This window comes from Faecalibacterium sp. I2-3-92, from assembly GCF_023347315.1.
Classification (GTDB): Bacteria; Bacillota; Clostridia; order Oscillospirales; family Ruminococcaceae; genus Faecalibacterium; species Faecalibacterium duncaniae.
The window spans coordinates 1,320,359-1,333,866 of the sequence record NZ_CP094470.1 but is presented as its reverse complement, the minus strand read 5'-3'; the positions used below and the strand labels follow the sequence as shown (position 1 = coordinate 1,333,866).

General features: G+C 60.7%; 11 protein-coding genes. 2 read left to right on the top strand and 9 right to left on the bottom strand.

From position 1 onward, the window contains the following. Nucleotides 1-200: 200 nt before the first annotated feature. Complete coding sequence (locus MTP42_RS06515; RefSeq protein ID WP_097772219.1) at nucleotides 201-902, bottom strand: response regulator transcription factor; 702 nt, start codon at nucleotides 900-902, stop codon at nucleotides 201-203. Between the two features lie 112 nt (nucleotides 903-1,014). Between MTP42_RS06515 and MTP42_RS06510 the strand changes: the two genes are divergently transcribed. Continuing rightward, nucleotides 1,015-2,553, top strand: a complete 1,539-nt coding sequence (locus MTP42_RS06510; protein WP_249258225.1) for a sensor histidine kinase — start codon at nucleotides 1,015-1,017, stop codon at nucleotides 2,551-2,553. A 54-nt stretch (nucleotides 2,554-2,607) separates the two neighbouring features. Here the strand turns inward: MTP42_RS06510 and MTP42_RS06505 are convergent, their stop codons facing one another. The 4 genes from MTP42_RS06505 to murD are packed head-to-tail and all read right to left on the bottom strand — an operon-like array spanning nucleotide 2,608 to nucleotide 7,392. After that, nucleotides 2,608-3,924: an aminopeptidase C gene (locus tag MTP42_RS06505; protein WP_215695344.1), complete on the bottom strand. Its 1,317-nt coding sequence runs from the start codon at nucleotides 3,922-3,924 to the stop codon at nucleotides 2,608-2,610. 27 nt (nucleotides 3,925-3,951) lie between these two features. Then, entirely contained in the window at nucleotides 3,952-5,214 is a 1,263-nt protein-coding gene (locus MTP42_RS06500; RefSeq protein ID WP_249258305.1) for a methionine gamma-lyase family protein, read from the bottom strand. A 16-nt stretch (nucleotides 5,215-5,230) separates the two neighbouring features. Continuing rightward, on the bottom strand, nucleotides 5,231-5,992 hold the full coding sequence (locus MTP42_RS06495) for a GNAT family N-acetyltransferase (protein ID WP_249258224.1): 762 nt from the start codon (nucleotides 5,990-5,992) through the stop codon (nucleotides 5,231-5,233). Further along, nucleotides 5,989-7,392, bottom strand: coding sequence for a UDP-N-acetylmuramoyl-L-alanine--D-glutamate ligase (gene murD, locus MTP42_RS06490; protein ID WP_249258223.1), 1,404 nt, complete (start codon nucleotides 7,390-7,392; stop codon nucleotides 5,989-5,991). The genes MTP42_RS06495 and murD overlap by 4 nt, the downstream gene beginning before the upstream one ends. A gap of 204 nt (nucleotides 7,393-7,596) precedes the next feature. Between murD and MTP42_RS06485 the strand changes: the two genes are divergently transcribed. Beyond that, nucleotides 7,597-9,159, top strand: coding sequence for an ABC transporter substrate-binding protein (locus tag MTP42_RS06485; protein ID WP_249258222.1), 1,563 nt, complete (start codon nucleotides 7,597-7,599; stop codon nucleotides 9,157-9,159). Between the two features lie 187 nt (nucleotides 9,160-9,346). Here MTP42_RS06485 and MTP42_RS06480 read toward each other — a convergent pair whose 3' ends face one another. The 4 genes from MTP42_RS06480 to MTP42_RS06465 are packed head-to-tail and all read right to left on the bottom strand — an operon-like array spanning nucleotide 9,347 to nucleotide 13,494. Further along, nucleotides 9,347-10,006 (bottom strand): thiamine diphosphokinase, encoded by a 660-nt coding sequence (locus MTP42_RS06480; RefSeq protein ID WP_154276281.1) that lies wholly within the window; start codon nucleotides 10,004-10,006, stop codon nucleotides 9,347-9,349. Next, nucleotides 10,006-10,884, bottom strand: coding sequence for a ribosome small subunit-dependent GTPase A (gene rsgA / locus MTP42_RS06475; RefSeq protein WP_098922511.1), 879 nt, complete (start codon nucleotides 10,882-10,884; stop codon nucleotides 10,006-10,008). Before rsgA ends, MTP42_RS06480 begins: the two co-directional genes overlap by 1 nt. An 11-nt stretch (nucleotides 10,885-10,895) precedes the next feature. Then, nucleotides 10,896-12,752, bottom strand: a complete 1,857-nt coding sequence (gene pknB / locus MTP42_RS06470; RefSeq protein WP_249258221.1) for a Stk1 family PASTA domain-containing Ser/Thr kinase — start codon at nucleotides 12,750-12,752, stop codon at nucleotides 10,896-10,898. After that, nucleotides 12,745-13,494: a Stp1/IreP family PP2C-type Ser/Thr phosphatase gene (locus MTP42_RS06465; protein WP_098922514.1), complete on the bottom strand. Its 750-nt coding sequence runs from the start codon at nucleotides 13,492-13,494 to the stop codon at nucleotides 12,745-12,747. The genes pknB and MTP42_RS06465 overlap by 8 nt, the downstream gene beginning before the upstream one ends. Nucleotides 13,495-13,508: the final 14 nt, after the last annotated feature.

Genomic DNA, 13,508 nt, shown 5'->3' with positions numbered 1-13,508 from the left:
AATAAATTAACACAAAGTCTGCCTGTTGTCTTTTAAGAATTCTTAAGCATCTTTGCCGTTTCTTCGCTGGGAAATTCCCGTTTCCCACTTTGTTTGATAAATAACGGTCAAATCAGAGCAGAAAAAAGCACCCACGGCTTAAGTTTCCTTAAGAAGCGGGTGCTTTGAGGATTAACGATATTTAAGACAGCAACACCATTTCAGGCTTCCGTCTCCCCTTCCGGGCGGAAAATATAGCCTTTGCCCCAGACATTTTTGAGGTAGATAGGCTTGGCGGGGTCGGGCTCGATCTTACTGCGGAGGTTATGGATATGCACCTGCACAGTGCGGACATCCCCCAGGCTCTCCTTCCCCCAGATCTTCCGGTAAAGCTCGTTTGCGGTAAAGAAGGTGTTGGGATGCCGGATGAAGAGGGTCAGGATGCGGTACTCCATGTCGGCCAGATGGATGCTCCGGCCATCCTTTTCCACGCAATGGCTGTTGGAATCCAGCGTAAAGGCCGCACAGTGGTAGCCGCTGACGCTGGGCTCTGCGGCATCCATCTGGACACGGCGGATGTTTGCCATGATGCGGGCCAGCAGAACTTTGTGGTTGTAGGGCTTGGTCAGGAAATCATCGCCGCCCAATTCCAGTGCCCGTACCACTGTGTCTGTATCGTCCAGACAGGAAGTAAAAATGATGGGGCAGTGGTGCCAGCTGCGCAGGCGCTGGCACAGATCCATGCCGTTGGTGTCCGGCAGAAGGATATCCATCAGGATCACATCGAACTTTTCCCGGGCGTGGCTCAGCGCTTCGCCGCCGGTGTCAGCACAGACCACCTCAAAATTCTGCTGACATTTCAAGAAATAGCTGGTAGTGTCCCGGATCACCGGATCATCTTCCACCAGAAGAATGCGGATCATGCGGTTTGCCCTCCCCTTTTCGGCGTGAATTTGCTATAATATCTTTATCTAGTATACCGTATTTCCGGGCTGTTCTCAACCGGTTCTCCAAAGTTTTGCAGGGGGTCTTTTTATGATAAAAAAGCGATTTCTGCTTCCGGCTGCTGCCGGGGCACTGGCACTGGCCATTGGGTTGGCAGGGATCTGGTTCAACCAGCGACTGCCGGCGCTGGCAGATTTTGGAGTCCCCGGCATGGACTCTGAAGCCCAATTGATGGCATGGGCTGCCCTGTTCCCAGAAAAAGGAGTGGCTGCCCTGACCTTCCGCACGGTGCTGCAGTGGATGGCCATTGCGGTATTCTGCACTCTGGGAGCGGTAGTGCTGGCCCTGTACCGATACAAGCCTCAGAAGGAACTGGGGTATTTTCTGCTGTATCTGACGGTGCTGACCCTCTGGGCTCTGGTGATCATTCTGGCTCCGGTGGGAAGTTCCGGCTGGAGCGTCTTTTTCCGCCGGGGATTCTTTACCGTCACGGTTCTGGCAGGTATCCTGCTGTGTGCCGCCCTGACAGGGGCTGTGCCGGTGTCTCACGGGCAGCGGCTCCATTCCCTGCTTCTGACGCTGGGGTATCTTGTTCTGACGCTGATTCCCCTCAGCCGTGTACGGGCGGTGGGGCTGCTTTTGGGCATGGGCTACTGTCTGGGCATACTGATGGCAATGTATGCCCGGGGCTCCGACGCTGCCCTGCTGATGCTGTTTCCCTGTGCCATCACCATTGGCTTCCGGGTATGGGTGGTCCTGCCGGGCATGCACGTGCCGTTTTTTCAGGAGAGCGTGTTTTTCTACCTGTTCCGGTGTGCCCGGATCTATGACGCGCCTTTTACTCTGGGCTGCATGGCCTATGTCTGCCGCCGGTATGCCTTGCAATTTGACCGGGCGGAGCAGCTGGCCCGGGAGCTGGATGCCCGGGTCATACAGCGGACAAAGGCCCTGACGGAGGAGACCGAGGCCCGGAAAAGCATGATGCTGAACATTTTCCACGACCTGCGCAGTCCCCTGTTTGCGGTCAGCAGTGGCCTGGACACGCTGGAGGCTGCACCGGAGGCCCTGCCGGCCCTGCTGCCCGCCCTGCAGCAGCGGACGGCCTTTCTCCGCCGCCTGACGGAGGATCTGTTTCTGGCTGCAAAGCTGGAGCAGAAACAGGTGATGCTCAACGAGGACCGGGTATCTCTGGGGGAGGTCATCGCTGCGGTCTGTGACAGCTGCCGGGAGGAGGCTGAGAAGAAGGGCGTGGTGCTTCAGGCTCTCCCGGCTTCGGAGCTGCCGGTGTGGGGCGACCAGATCCGGCTGCAGCAGATCCTGCAGAACCTGTTGACAAATGCCATTCACTACACCCCTGCAGGAGGGAGCATCACCGTCAACAGCCGGGTGGAGGCCGGTGCTGCTCTGGTGAGCGTCCGAGACACGGGCTGCGGCATTGCGCCGGAGGATCAGGCCGCCGTATTTGACCGGTATTTCCACACCACCACCTCTTCCAAGCACGACTCCACAGGTCTGGGACTGACCATTGCGCAGGAGCTTGCCCACCTGCACCACGGAGAAATCCTATTGGAAAGTGAAGTGGGCAAAGGCAGCTGCTTCACGTTAAAACTCCCCCTACTATCCGCTTAACAGAGAAATCCCCCGCCTATGGCGAGGGATTTCTTTATAGCATCCTATTTGAAGTTAAGCCAGCGGGTCCCACAGCTTCATGGGCAGGGGCTCCTGATCCAGCAGGGCGCGCTGGGCATCGCTCAGCAGGCTCTTGCGGACGGTGATCTGGTAGACATTGGCCTTGAACCACTTCTCGCTGCCGATGTAGTAGCCCTTCTGGCCGGAGGCATCGCCCCAGCTGTTCTCGATCTTCCAGCGGTCAGCCTTGCCGTTCTCGTCCAGATTGACACCGCAGAACATCATGCAGTGGTTCATGGTGCTTTCACGGGTGAGCAGCCGCTCGGCCTTGGTCATGCCAAAGGTCAGGCCTCCCAGCACCTCGCCGTACTGGAAGCAGTCAGGGTCCCAATAACCGTTGGCGCGGTCACCGTCGGGGTGGCAGTCGCAGCTGAACATGACCCCCTCCCCTGCCTGCAGCTGGCGGATGGTCAGATCCTCCAGCTCCTCCTGCGAGAGGTTGAGCCAGAACATATTCTCCTCCACCACGTCACCCATAAAGGGCTGGCAGTAGGTGCGGTTCAGCGCATGGATGGGCGAGGAGATGATGACAACGTAATCATCCAGATCATTGCCCACATATTTCTCAAGGAAGGTGTGCGGGGTCAGGTTCCGGTCGCAGTGGTAGTGCTCATCCTTGTCGGTATACTCAAAGTCAAAGCTCCTGGGGGGCTGGCCGTAGAGGATGCACAGGGCGTTGTAGATCTCCGCCAGCATCTCCTCGCGGCGGGCGGCCGTGTCCTTTCCCTCTTTTGCCATGGCCCGCAGTTCCAGCGCATCCTCCCGCAGCTTGCGGTTCAGGATGGGCAGATACTTGGCCGTACCGGTGGAGTGGACTGTCTCCGGCATGACCCAGGAGGGCACCACGCCGTACTTTTTGATCAGGCTGATGGCCATATCCCACTGGCCGCCGTCGGGCAGCGGGTTGCCCAACAGGGTGTAGGTCTCACGGTCGGTCAGGTCCTGATCCGCAAAGTGGAGGATGTTCTCAAGGAAGAGATTTGCCTTTTCCAGCTTATCGTAGAACGCCAGATAGGTGGGAGAGAAGGAGAAATCCTCCAGATCGCACTTGGCGATCACCCGCTGGCGCAGGACGTTCAGGGTGGAGAACATCCAGCAGCGGCCGCTCTGCTTCTGGTTGGTGATGTTATTGGTCTTGACCAGCACAGAGAAGTCCATCCGCAGCTTGGCAGCGGCGGCGGGCACAAAGGCCGCGTCCGGCAGAGCCGTGCGGGAAACTGCATTGGACATCACATTCAGCTCCGGGCGGGCAGCATAGCCCTGCTCAAAGCGTTCCAGCATCCGGGCATCAATGGAAGTAACACGATTCATTTGATTCACGCTTTCTTTCTGAAAAGTTCAATCCTTGAAATAAGCATTCTGCACGGCCAGCAGGACACCGGCACGGCTTGCGGCAAAGTTCAGGCCGCCCTGCAGGTAGCAGGTGTAAGGCTCACGCAGGGGGCCGTCGCAGGAGAGCTCGATGGTGCTGCCCTGAGTAAAGCTGCCGCTTGCCATGATGACCTCATCGGTATAGCCCGGCTCCGGAGAGGGTTCCGGTGCGGCATAGCTGTCCACGGGGCTGGCGGCCTGAATGCCGCGGCAGAAACCGATGAGGGCATCAGCGGTATCGGCATCGAAGCAGGTCACGATATCGTTGTGATCCTCGCAGTAGCGCGGGATGGGCTTTTTGCCCACCAGCTCCAGCAGGCACTGGGCATAGATGGCGGTCTTGATGGCTTCACACACCACGCCGGGGGCATAGTAGAAGCCAAGGTACATATCACGGGGCGTTTCCAGCGTACAGCCCAGCTCCTTGCCCAGTCCGGGGGCGTTCAGGCGGTAGGCACACAGCTCCACCAGATCCTTCCGGCCTGCGATATAGCCGCCGGTGGGGGCGATGCCGCCGCCCGGGTTCTTGATGAGGCTGCCCACCACAAGGTCAGCACCGGCCTGGCAGGGCTCCTTCATCTGGGTGAACTCACCATAGCAGTTGTCCACAAAGATGATGATCTCGGGGTTGGCGGCACGGGCCGTGTCGGCGATCTTCTGAATGGTATCCAGATCAAAGGCATTGCGCTGCAGGTAGCCGCGGCTGCGCTGGATATGGCAGACCTTTGCCCCCGGGGCCTTTTGGGCGATCAGCGCGTAATCCGGGGTGAAGTCGGCCTTGAGGGGGGCTTCGTCGTACCGGATGCCGTAGTCCATCAGGGTGCCGGTGCCCTTGCCTTTGCCGTCCAGACCGATCACGCCCTCCAGCGTATCGTAGGGGCGGCCGGTAGCAGCCAGCAGGGTATCCCCTGCCCGCAACAGGCCGAACAGGGCCACCGCCAGCGTATGGGTGCCGCTCTGGAACTGACTGCGCACAAGGGCATCCTCCGCGCCCATCACCTCGGCAAAGATCTGCTCGAGCTTGGCGCGGCCGGTATCCCACAGGCCATAGCCGGTGGTGCCCAGCATATCGGTGGAGGACATCTGGGTATCGGCAAAGGCCTTGAGCATTTTCAGCTGGTTGTAGTCCCGGATCTCCTCCATGTGGTGGAAATAGGGCTGGCAGAGCTCCATGGCTTTTTCGTCCAGCGCCAGGACTTCTGCTTTGTAATCAAAAAAGTGGTTCAGCATTGACATTTTTGGTTCCTTAATCTTTATTTTCATATCGGGCATACTCTCCCAGCTTTTCAAAGCCGCGGCGGGTATAAAAGTGCACCCGTTCCGGGGAGCAGAGGAAAAGGGGCTGCAGGCCCTGCGCCGAGAGGGTGTTGGCCAGCCGGACGATAAGCCGCCCGCCGATGCCGCGCCCCCGCAATGGCTCCGCAGTCTCGCCGCAGGCCATGTAAGCCTGCTCTGTTCCAATGGCGTAAGCGCCCACGGTGCAGGCAAGCTCCCCTCCCTGCTCCAGAGCCCAGACCACAGCCCTGCCGCGGGCGCGCTTTGAGCAGAGCTCAGAGTAAAAATCATCCCGCCGCGTGGGGCGGTCCGGAAACAGCATCTGTGCAACGGGGCCCGCCGGGGGCTCCGGGTCAAAATGCAGGGAGGCCCAGAGCGTTTCTTCCACAGCGGGTTCCGGCAGCTGCTTTCCGGGTGCCAGGCCAAAGACAAAAAGGGACTTTACCCGGGCCCAGCCGGTGGGCGGCGGGCACTCGGCTTCGTCCAGGATGACCGCCTTACAGCCGCAGAAATGCAGGAAGCTGGCCAGTTCGTCCGGGTTGGCGTGGCCCGCCAGCCAGGCGGTACTGCCGCCCACATCCAGCGCCAGCGTTGGCCCGGCGAAGAACCGGCCCGGCTGGCTTTTGCCGAAAAGCACCAGCGCCTGCGGCATCGTGACCCCAAGGCAGAGCTTTCCGCGGCAGGCGCTGCGGAACCGCTGCCTCTGGCGGGGCGTTCTGACCTGCGTGATCATTTCAGTGCGTTGACGATGTTCTTGAACTCGTGGCCGCGCACCTCAAAGTTGGGGTAGAGGTCGAAAGAGGCGCTGGCGGGAGACAGGATGATGATATCGCCGGGCTTTGCGGCGGCACGGGCCAGCTCCACAGCGTGCTGCATATTGTCCGCGTGCTGGATGGGCAGTGCGGCCTCATTGAAGCCGGGGTCTTCCCGCAGGGCCTTTTCAATGCGGGGGCCGGTGGCACCCATCAGCACCAGATCCTTGACGTGGGCCACGATCTCGGGGGCCAGCGGCTCATAGGGGATGTGCTTATCATAGCCGCCCGCAATGAGGATGACCTTCTGGTCAAAGCTGCGCAGGCCCGCAATGGTGCGGGTGGGGCTGGTGCCGATGGAATCGTTGTAGTAGAGCACGCCGTCCAGCGTGCGCACCGGCTCAATGCGGTGCTCCACGCCGGTAAAGGTGCTGCCCACCTTCTGGATGGCCTCTACAGGCACCTCTCCCCAGACTGCGGCGGCAGCGGCCAGCAGATTCTCGATATTGTGCAGGCCCCGCAGCTTGATGTCCTTCTGGTCCAAGAAGGGCGTTACCACGCCATCCTCGGCCATGCAGAGCATGTTGTCCTCTTTGCGCAGGAAGGCACCGTTGTCGGTATCGTGCAGGCGGGTGAACCAGACCTGCCTACCCTTGCAGTCCTTCTGCATGGAGCGGCTGATCTCGTTCTCGTAGCCCAGCACGGCACGGCAGGGCGGGTTCTGGTAGAGCAGGATGTTGCGTTTTGCGTCGATGTACTCCTGCATATCCTTATGGTGATCGAGGTGGTTGGGGGTGACGTTGGTCACCACCGCGATCTTCGGGCTCTGGTGCATGCTGATGAGCTGGAAGCTGGACAGCTCCACCACAGCCACATCCTCCGGCCGGACCTCGGGCAGCATGGGCAGCAGGGCCGCACCGATGTTGCCGCCCAGATGTACTTTGCGGCCTGCGGCCTCGTAGAACTTGGAGATGAGGGTGGTGGTGGTGGTCTTGCCGTCAGAGCCGGTCACGGCCACGATCTCGCAGGGACAGAAATCGAAGAAAAGCTCGACCTCGCTGGTGACCATGGTGCCCGCCGCCATGGCATCCTGCAGGGGTTTTTCAAAGTAGCCCACAAAGCCGGGGGTGCGCATGATGATATCCTGGCCCTTGAAGCCGTCCAGATAGTGTTCGCCAAGGCTCAGGTCAATGCCCAGTTCCCGGATGGTAGCGGCATAATCGCCAAACTCCTCCACGCTCTTTTTCTGGTCGCACAGGGTCACATGGGCTCCCAGCTCCACAAACTCCTTGATAAGGGTCTTGTGGCTGACACCGGCACCGATGAATGCCACCTTTTTGCCCCGGATGAGTTCTGCAAGCTTCTGCTGATCTTTCTGCATAAAGAAAGAACCTCCTCTATGAAAATTCAGGCTGAAATTGATTCACTGTTCCATTTTACACCTTTTCCAGCCAATTGGCAACGCCAAACCTTGTTCTGGCCCCGGATGCACCGAAATCCTATCTGAATTCACAAAATGTCGATTGTCTTTTCCGACCGTTTCCGCTATACTTTAATCGTATCATTTTACAAGGAGCGCATTTTCTTGAAACATTCCCTGATCCGCTTTTCCGCAGTGGTGCTGACCATTGCGTTTGTTTTTGCCCTGACCGGCTGTGGTTCGGGCTCCAACAGCTTCACCTGGTTCGTGGACAGCATCCCGGCCAACCTTGACCCGCAGGTGGCCTCGGCTTCTGCGGATGTCATCGCCTGCGAGAACCTGTACAGCGGCCTTGTCCGCAAAGATCCCAGCGGCAAATATGAGCCTGCCCTCTGCGAACGGTGGGAGAAGTCCTCCGACGGCCTCACCTACACCTTCTACCTCAAGGATGGCCTGACTTACACCGCCGCCAAGGGCAACGCCACCGACTACGCCATCACCGCCGAGGATTTTGTGTTCGCTTTCCGGCGCTTGTTCCGGGCGGAGACCAACTCCCCCTACGCGGTGGAGTTTGCGGCCCTTGAAAACAGCGCCGCCGTGCTGGCCGGGCAGATGCCCGAGAGCGCGCTGGGGGTCACGGCCTCCGGGCCGCTGACGCTGGTGTTCCACCTGAGCAGTGCTGACGACAACTTCCTCGAGAAGCTCACCCTGCCCGGTGCCATGCCCTGCGATGAGGAATTTTTCAATTCCACCCGGGGCACCTACGGTCTGAATGCTTCGTCCACCCTTTCCAGCGGCAGCTTTTACATCTACAACTGGACAGCCAGCGGCCTGTTCCTGCGGCGTGCCCCCTCGGGCAGCCTCATCGACAGCCTGCGGCTGGTGCAGAACACCAACAGCGCCGGGCAGTCCGCCGCAGAGCTGATTGCCAACGAGAAGTGCTCTGCCGCCCCGGACGACACCGCCGCGCCCACCACCCTGACTTCCCTCTCCTACTCCGATACCACATGGAGCCTGCTGTTCAACTGCAGCAGCGTGTTTGCTTCCACCGAGCTGCGGCAGGCACTGGCCTCCGCCGCGCGGGGTGCAGCCGAGGTGCCGGACGGCGGGCTCTATGCCGCCGCCAACGGTCTGGTACCGGATGGCCTGACTGTGGACGGCATGAACTACCGGGATACCGCCGGGGATGTGACTCCCGCCGCGGTGGATGCCCGAGCGCTCTACCTCACGGCGCGGCAGACGCTGACCACCTCTGACTTCAACAAGGTCAGCCTGATGGTGCCTGCCGGTTCCGGCGTGACCAGCGCCGCTGAGGAGATCAATGGCGTGTGGCAGAAGGAGTTTTCCCTCTTCTTCTCCGTAGAGGAAGTGGACGAGGAGACCTTTGCGAAACGGCTGGCCGAGGGGGACTACACCATCGCCTTGGCCCCCATCAGCGCCGAGGGCGGCAGTGTGTACAACATGCTGAACCAGTTCACCGCAGCGGGCGGCAGCCTGACCGGCTATGCAGATTCCCTGTATGCCACCCAGCTGCAGGCCAGCACCCAGGCCACCGGAAGCTCCCGCTGCCGCCTGCTGGGCGATTGTGAGCGCCAGCTGCTCAGCAATGCCGTGGCGGTCCCTCTGTTTGCCCAGCAGAAGCGCCTGCTGATCGCACCCGGCATCCAGAACCTCATTTTTGACCCCTTTGGCCCGGTGCTGGATCTGACCTATACCACAAAAGAATGATGTGCCACAAAAAATACCGGAGCAGCCGCCTGCCCCGGTATTTTTCTTATCCTTTTTTGATGCCGAACAGCTTGCGCAGAACGCCGCGCAGACACTTCGGGCTTTTGATAACGACCACCTGCATCGCTCTCCCGCCTTTCGTGGTGTGATACCACAATATAAGCGGCAGGACGGCAAAGTGTGCGGCTCAGGCCTTGTTCCCGGTCAGGATCGGTGTATCCGGCACTGTTTCCACGACCACCAGCGCCCCCTTGCGGGTGGAGATGGTGATGCAGTCTGAGCCTTCGGCATACTCATTGCTGACTCCCAGCGGGTAACCGGCCACCAGCACATCATCGGTGAGCTCATAGTAGGAACCGCGCTCACACACGCCCTCCGCCCTGCCCTCCATGGGGAAAGCGGAGAAATAGAAAAATTCCTCCTTCGGGTAGGCGCGGGTTTCGCCGGAGCGGACAAAGGTGACGCGGCTGCGCTCATCCTGAAGCGTTGCCCGCACCCCCCGTTCTTCCAGCCCAAGGCCGGTGGCAAGATTCGAGAGGGTATGCTCGATCCGCCTGCCGCCCAGCGCCCCCAGAAGAAGCACCTCGGTAAAGCCCTTCTCACTGGCAAGCTTGGCGGCATATTCGGTGTCGGTGTCGTCCTTGACGTGAGGCAGGACGATGATATCGTCGTTCTGCTGCACCGGACAGGGAGCGGTATCGAAGTCTCCCAGGATGATATTGGGCTTGCAGCCCAGCGGCGCGCAGTTGCGGTAGCCAGCATCACAGGCGATGATGAAGTCATCGGGGCGGAGCAGACGCTTCAGCTCCGGCGAGACCGGGCAGGCCGAGAGGATCACGCAGCGCATCACATTCCCCTCCTCTGCCAGTCCTTGACATCCTTGACTTCCTCATACATGGCACAGTAGCTGTCGTACCGGGTCCGGGAGAGCTTTCCCTCGGCCAGAGCGGCACGGATGGCACAGCCCTTTTCCGTGCGGTGGGAGCAGCCCGTGAACTGACACTGCCCAAGGTAGGGCCCGAACTCCGGGAAGGCGTGCTCCAGATTCTCCTTGGGGATGAACCCGGCGCGGTTGGCTTCCAGGCTGGCAAAGCCGGGGGTATCCGCAATGCGGCCCCCAAAGGCCTCAAAGATGGTCACCTCGCGGGTGGTATGGCGACCGCGCCCCAGCTTCTGGCTGATGGCACTGGTCTCCCGCTCGGCCTGAGGCAGCAGGGTGTTCAGCAGGGTCGATTTGCCAACACCGGAGTTGCCGCAGAAGGCGCAGAGCCGCCCGCTGATCCACTGCCTGACCTCGTCCAGCCCTTCCCCGCTGTCGTAGCGGATGGCAATGAAGGGCAGAGTGGATCTTTCATAGGCACTGCGCAGGAACTCCACCTCGCCGAGGTCAGCCTTGGTGCAGACGATGACGGGCTGCACTCCCTTGTCCACGGCGATGGCCGAGAGCTTGTCCAGCACCAGCGTGCTGGGGGTGGGCTGGGTGGTGCTGGCCACAAGGAACAGCACATCCAGATTGGCCACAGGCGGCCGGACAAACACGTTTTTGCGGGGTGCGATCTCGGCAATGACTGCCGCGCCGTTCTCGGTCTCCAGCGTCACCTCATCGCCCGCCACGGGGGTGATCTTCTGTTTGCGGAAGATGCCCCGGGGCTTGCACTCGATCACACCCTCTTCGGTCTTGACGTAGTAAAAGCCGCCAATTCCTTTTACGATATATCCCTTCATCCGTTCCTCCCTCAGGACAGCAGCGCGCTCCACCAGTCGTCCAGGCCGGTGCCCTCACTGCTGGAAGAATCGCCGCTGCTGGAAGAGCTGCCCCCGATCAGGCCGCTCCACCAATCGCTGGAGGAGCTGCCCGGCTGTTCAGCCGGGGTCTCAGGCACCGGCTCGGGGCCTGCGCTCACGGTAATGCTGACACGGCTGTTCACCTTGACGGTAGATCCTGCCGCCGGGCTCTGGCCGATGATGGTACCTGCGGGCTGGTCGCTGTACTGCTCGGTGGTACTGCCAAGGCCCAGCTTGTTCTGCACCAGCACGGAGCGGGCATCGTTCACGCTCTTGAGACCGGTCAGGGCAGGCACCTTGGCCGTGGTGTTGACCTGCGGGCGGCTGACATAGACCACCACCGTGGAACCTGCGGCCACCTGACTGCCCGCAGCAGGTTCGGTGCGGATGATGGAGCCTGCGGCCACGCTGGGTTCCACCGCCTGGGTGATCAAAACAGAGACCCCCAGATCCTTGAGCTGCTGCTCACCATCTGCCTGCACATAATTGGAGACATCCGGCACGGTGACATACTGGATGCCCAGGCTGACGGTCAGGGTCACGCTCTGGCCCTCACGGACGGTACGGCCCGCCACCGGGGACTGCCGGTAGACGTAACCGGCAGCGTAATCGTTGCTGTAAGCCTGCTCCCAGTTGATGACGATCTGGCCGGATGCCACCTGCTGGGAAGCGTTGACCTCATCCTGGGTCATGCCGCTGTAATCTGCCAGCACCACATCGGCCTTTTCCCCCATCAGGGAGCTGGAATCATTCAGGATCATCCAGCACAGGGCCGCGCAGGCCAGTGCAAAGGCCACAGTGATGCCGAACAGCACCGGCAGGAACACGGTGCGCTTTTTCTTTTTTCTGCCTTTTGCCGGGGCACTGCCGCGCTCCGGACGGGATTCTTTTCTGGGCATAGGGGGTTCCACCACCTTTTCAGGAATTTCATCGGGGAGATAGGTGTAGTTGAACACGATGGCCGGGTTCTCTACATAGGCGTTGAGGGCTTCCAGCATCTCAGCGGCGCTCTTGTAGCGGTTTTCGGGCCGCTTTGCCATGGCGCGCTCGGTGATCTCCACCAGCCCCACCGGCACCCAGGGAGCCAGTTCCCGCAGGCTCCTGGGCTGATCCGAGATCTGCTTGATGGCCACCTCCACCACGTCATCGGCATCGAAGGGCAGATGCCCCGAGAGCATCTCGTACATCATCACGCCCACCGAATAGAGGTCGCTGGTGAAGTCGGTCTCATCGCCCTTGGCCTGCTCCGGGCTGATATAGTGGACGCTGCCCATGGCCTTGCCGCCCGAAAGCTGGTTCTCGGCCCGGGAGATGCGGGCAATGCCGAAATCCATCATCCGCAGCTGGCCGTTGTCCAGCAACATGATGTTCTGGGGCTTGATGTCCCGGTGCACCACGCCGTTGTGGTGGGCATGGTCCAGCGCTTTCAGGATCTGGGAGATAAAGTGGACGGTCTCCCGGCTGGTCAGCTTGCCGCCCCGCTCGTTCAGATACTCGCGCAGGGTCATACCGTCCACATATTCCATGACGATATACTGCAGATGGTCGCTCACCGAGACATCATACACCTTGACGATGTTGGGGTGGTTGAGCAGCGAGATGGCCTTGGACTCGTTCTTGAAACGGCGCACAAGGTCAGGGTCGTGCATGAGCTCCTGCCGCAGCACCTTAACGGCCACGACCGTGCCCTCCGGCACCGGGCCGCCCGGCCCCACAACGGCCTTGTAGACATTGGCCATGCCGCCGGTGCCGATGAGCTCCCGCACCGTGTACAGGCCGTCCAGCGTTTTGCCGATCAGGTTATCCATGGTGCACCTCCGTAGGTTCCACAGCCAGCAGCAGGGCGGTGATATTGTCGGAGCCGCCGTTCTCGTTGGCGGCATCCACCAGCCGGTCGGGCAGGTCGTAGAACGGGCCCTGCGCCAGCAGCTGCTCCATCTGCTCCACCGGCACCATGTTGGTCAGGCCGTCCGAGCAGAGCAGCAGCAGATCCTTTGCCTGCAGCTGCACCGAAGTGACCTCCGGCTCCAGCCGGTAATCCACGCCCAGCGCCCTGGTGATGATGTTCTTCTGGGGATGATGCTCGGCCTCCTCCTCCGTGATGGTGCCGCAGTCCACCAGCTCCTGCACATAGGAGTGGTCGTGGGTGAGCTGAGTCAGTTTACCGCCCCGGCAGAGGTAGGCGCGGGAATCGCCCGCGTGGCAGAGGGTGGCTTCCCCACCCCGCACCAGGGCGCAGACCGCCGTGGTGCCCATGCCTGCCAGCGATTCCTCGTGGGCAGCTTTGTTGAACACATAGCGGTTGGCATTGATGAGGGCCTTTTTCAAAAAAGCTCCCTCCTGCCCTGCTCCGCACTGGGCGTACTGCTCCTGAAACACCTGCTCGATGACATTGCAGGCCCCCTGTGAGGCCTCGCGGCCGCCTTTGGCACCGCCCATACCATCACACACCAGTGCCCAGACAGCACCGCCAGGCAGCTCCCCGGCACGGTAATCATCCTGATTTTCCTGCCGGACGCGGCCCACATCCGTTTTTCCTGCTAGTTTCATAGGCTTCTCCTCTT

Coding starts and splice junctions, on each gene's coding strand:
- MTP42_RS06505 (WP_215695344.1), bottom strand. CDS start 3,924: ATGAATCGTGTTACTTCCATTGATGCCCGGATGCTGGAACGCTTTGAG.
- MTP42_RS06465 (WP_098922514.1), bottom strand. CDS start 13,494: ATGAAACTAGCAGGAAAAACGGATGTGGGCCGCGTCCGGCAGGAAAAT.
- rsgA (WP_098922511.1), bottom strand. CDS start 10,884: ATGAAGGGATATATCGTAAAAGGAATTGGCGGCTTTTACTACGTCAAG.
- MTP42_RS06495 (WP_249258224.1), bottom strand. CDS start 5,992: ATGATCACGCAGGTCAGAACGCCCCGCCAGAGGCAGCGGTTCCGCAGC.
- MTP42_RS06510 (WP_249258225.1), top strand. CDS start 1,015: ATGATAAAAAAGCGATTTCTGCTTCCGGCTGCTGCCGGGGCACTGGCA.
- MTP42_RS06500 (WP_249258305.1), bottom strand. CDS start 5,214: ATGCTGAACCACTTTTTTGATTACAAAGCAGAAGTCCTGGCGCTGGAC.
- pknB (WP_249258221.1), bottom strand. CDS start 12,752: ATGGATAACCTGATCGGCAAAACGCTGGACGGCCTGTACACGGTGCGG.
- MTP42_RS06515 (WP_097772219.1), bottom strand. CDS start 902: ATGATCCGCATTCTTCTGGTGGAAGATGATCCGGTGATCCGGGACACT.
- murD (WP_249258223.1), bottom strand. CDS start 7,392: ATGCAGAAAGATCAGCAGAAGCTTGCAGAACTCATCCGGGGCAAAAAG.
- MTP42_RS06480 (WP_154276281.1), bottom strand. CDS start 10,006: ATGCGCTGCGTGATCCTCTCGGCCTGCCCGGTCTCGCCGGAGCTGAAG.